Genomic DNA, 2,569 nt, shown 5'->3' with positions numbered 1-2,569 from the left:
ATACTAAACGTGATGGGGAAGTATTGATAAAAGGAAGTATTCCACCCGAATATTTTACTTTTGAATAAGGAGAAAAAATGACTAGAGAAGAACTTGATAATCTATTTTACAAAGTCCCTAATGGTGTAGACTACGCAGACTTGCTTGAAGAAGTTGACTTAGAAGATGTGCCAGAAGAAACGATTAACAAACTTATCTCTTTATTATCTAGCGATGATGATTTTTTGCGCTATAAAGCTTCTAGGCTTTTAACTATTTGGGGGCTGAAAGAAGGTTTTGATGTGTTGACTCAGATGTTTGTTGAAGGGAAATTGGAAGGCTACATTCCTCATCGGCTATATAGTTATGATGATACAAATCGAATTATATTAGATGCTCTTACTAGCTATTGGGCTAATCAATCAGATATTGGCAATGGTGATAAAGCAAGGCAAGACATATTCCCTTATGTCTGCAAAATTATAGAGCAGGCGGAAAAAGGTTATTATGATCTTTCATATTTTTACTATCTAGTTGAAGATAATGGCTTTTCTGAATATATCCCTTACCTAAAGCACTTTCTATCTGTTATTATGGATAAGCCAGAAGATAATTATTGGCGAATTCATGATACTTTGAAACTGTTTTTAGAGATAGAACCTGATTATGTGGAAAAACTTCTGGAGGAGAAAGATAAATCACTAGCTGATTTCGGATTGGAGGAAGAGAATGAAGGAAATTAAATTCTATAAGGTAAACGATGCTTACGGTTATATGTCCAATTTTGCTCCTTATCCTTTTTCGGATGGAAATAAAATCTGGCCTACATCGGAACATTATTTCCAGGCTCAGAAATTCTTGGTTCCAGAAATTCAGGAAAAAATTCGCCTGCTGGAGTCACCTATGGATGCTGCTTTGGAGGGACGCAATCGCCATAATCCGTTACGAAAGGACTGGGAAGATGTCAAGGATGATATTATGCGTTATGCTGTTCGTGAGAAATTCCGTCAAAACACAGTAATTATGGAAGATTTATTAGAGACTGGAGATAGTATCATCATTGAACATACGAAAAATGATAGCTACTGGGCTGATGGTGGCGATGGTACAGGAAAAAATATGCTGGGGAAAATTCTGATGGAAGTACGGGCAGAACTTCGTTAAATACAAACTACTAACAAAGACAATCTATTCAGTTAGGTTTTAAATTCCCCTAGTTCAGTCTGTAAAGATAAAAAAATCCCGATAAATAGATATATATGTGTTTGTTGTCGTAAAAAGTGAAAGGGCGAGATAAATCTTTTGCCCTTTTCCTCTAAGTTTAGAGCTGATTAGCCGCTATTTCACAGATAGTCTGCAGGTTTTGGGTTTAGCTATTCAAGGAGCGACGCAGCTTAGTCAGGTATTGGTAGGCAGTGAGGGTAATTACTCTACTGATGGCATAGATATGAGTTGGTCTGCTAAGATGAAGGCTCAAGAGATTCAGACTGTTTCAAAGAGTGATTGTCGGACACCACAAGAACATGCTATAGACAAGGCTGTCAATGATATGAAGTTATCCGGTGCTGCTGAAATCTATTATCGAAGTAAGCTCGCAGAGAATCTGTAGATACCATTAATGAGGCATATTCTAATAAAGTTTTAGCTTATGGAAACACATACATTGGAAAAAGTCATAATGGATTAAAGATTGGAATGTATATAAGAGAATCTGATGGAAAGATTATATCAGCATTCCCAATGGAGTAAAATGAGTTTAGAGGTAAGGTTAATGGAGAGAACATATTCAGTTTTGGTTTTTGGAAATGAAGAAAATGATATAATGTTAATTTTGAAGTTTACTGATCAAAAATTTCAATCATTGTCAGACTTTTTAAATTCTGAGGTTCATAATTTTTACACCCATATTCAAAAAGAATTAGAGGCAGTTGTTACTGGTCAAAAAGAAGAATCAGACTTTGGCGGTAATATGCTAAATATTGATATAGGTAAAGAAGAAACAGAAGTATACTATCAAATGGATGATGAAAGTCTTGGGGAACCTTGCTTTATTTCAACTGATGAACTATATAAATTGGTTTTAGAGTGGAAAGAAATGGAAGAAAAAATGCATAGAGGGGAAGATATTTTTCCTGTGATTTTAGAAGATTGATATAGTATAAAGAATTTTAGGGTAGGATGCTTTCCTTGCCCTTTTCGTCTCGTAGATTTGTTAAGCAAACACGATCCTAACTTCGAGTAAAAACGTTTTGAATATGACTCTAGGACAGGAAAATATTAGTATGTTAGAAACAGTTTTAAAAGCAATTGATGATTTGTTATCAATAATTGACAGATATAAGATTAAAAACGTTCATCCGCAAGTAGAGGATTTAAAATATTTAAAAAAATCTTTGAATACCAATGACGAGCTAAGTACAAGGGAAAAATTTACTCTTTATCAAGAACTTTTTCCACCACGCGGTGGTTTATCAGATATTCATTATTGGCATAACGACTTTGGAACAAGAAAAACAGTTAATGAAGTCATATCAGATTCAACGAAAACAATTGCTGATTATTTGCTGGAACAGTAACAAAATAATTTAAT

At 34.4% G+C, this 2,569-nt stretch carries 5 protein-coding genes; all 5 read left to right on the top strand.

Going from position 1 to position 2,569, the window contains the following annotated elements:
- Positions 1–77: 77 nt before the first annotated feature.
- Positions 78–722, top strand: a complete 645-nt coding sequence (locus D8886_RS11500; protein WP_002910447.1) for a hypothetical protein — start codon at positions 78–80, stop codon at positions 720–722.
- A complete protein-coding gene (ybiA, locus tag D8886_RS11495) occupies positions 709–1,143 on the top strand; it encodes a riboflavin biosynthesis intermediates N-glycosidase (protein ID WP_002910445.1) in 435 nt (144 codons plus the stop codon). Before D8886_RS11500 ends, ybiA begins: the two co-directional genes overlap by 14 nt.
- Before the next feature lie 199 nt (positions 1,144–1,342).
- Complete coding sequence (locus D8886_RS11490; RefSeq protein ID WP_002910442.1) at positions 1,343–1,588, top strand: hypothetical protein; 246 nt, start codon at positions 1,343–1,345, stop codon at positions 1,586–1,588.
- A 162-nt stretch (positions 1,589–1,750) separates the two neighbouring features.
- The gene (locus D8886_RS11480; protein ID WP_125342768.1) at positions 1,751–2,131 is read left to right on the top strand and encodes a hypothetical protein; all 381 of its coding nucleotides are present in this window, start codon (positions 1,751–1,753) and stop codon (positions 2,129–2,131) included.
- A 130-nt stretch (positions 2,132–2,261) separates the two neighbouring features.
- Positions 2,262–2,555, top strand: coding sequence for a hypothetical protein (locus tag D8886_RS11475; RefSeq protein WP_032912520.1), 294 nt, complete (start codon positions 2,262–2,264; stop codon positions 2,553–2,555).
- Positions 2,556–2,569: the final 14 nt, after the last annotated feature.

It is taken from the genome of Streptococcus sanguinis (assembly GCF_003943655.1).
Taxonomy (GTDB): domain Bacteria; phylum Bacillota; class Bacilli; order Lactobacillales; family Streptococcaceae; genus Streptococcus; species Streptococcus sanguinis_F.
The sequence above is the reverse complement of the archived record's forward strand: the minus strand, read 5'-3'. Positions and strand labels throughout refer to the sequence as shown.

Coding starts and splice junctions, on each gene's coding strand:
- D8886_RS11500 (WP_002910447.1), top strand. CDS start 78: ATGACTAGAGAAGAACTTGATAATCTATTTTACAAAGTCCCTAATGGT.
- ybiA (WP_002910445.1), top strand. CDS start 709: ATGAAGGAAATTAAATTCTATAAGGTAAACGATGCTTACGGTTATATG.
- D8886_RS11480 (WP_125342768.1), top strand. CDS start 1,751: ATGGAGAGAACATATTCAGTTTTGGTTTTTGGAAATGAAGAAAATGAT.
- D8886_RS11475 (WP_032912520.1), top strand. CDS start 2,262: ATGTTAGAAACAGTTTTAAAAGCAATTGATGATTTGTTATCAATAATT.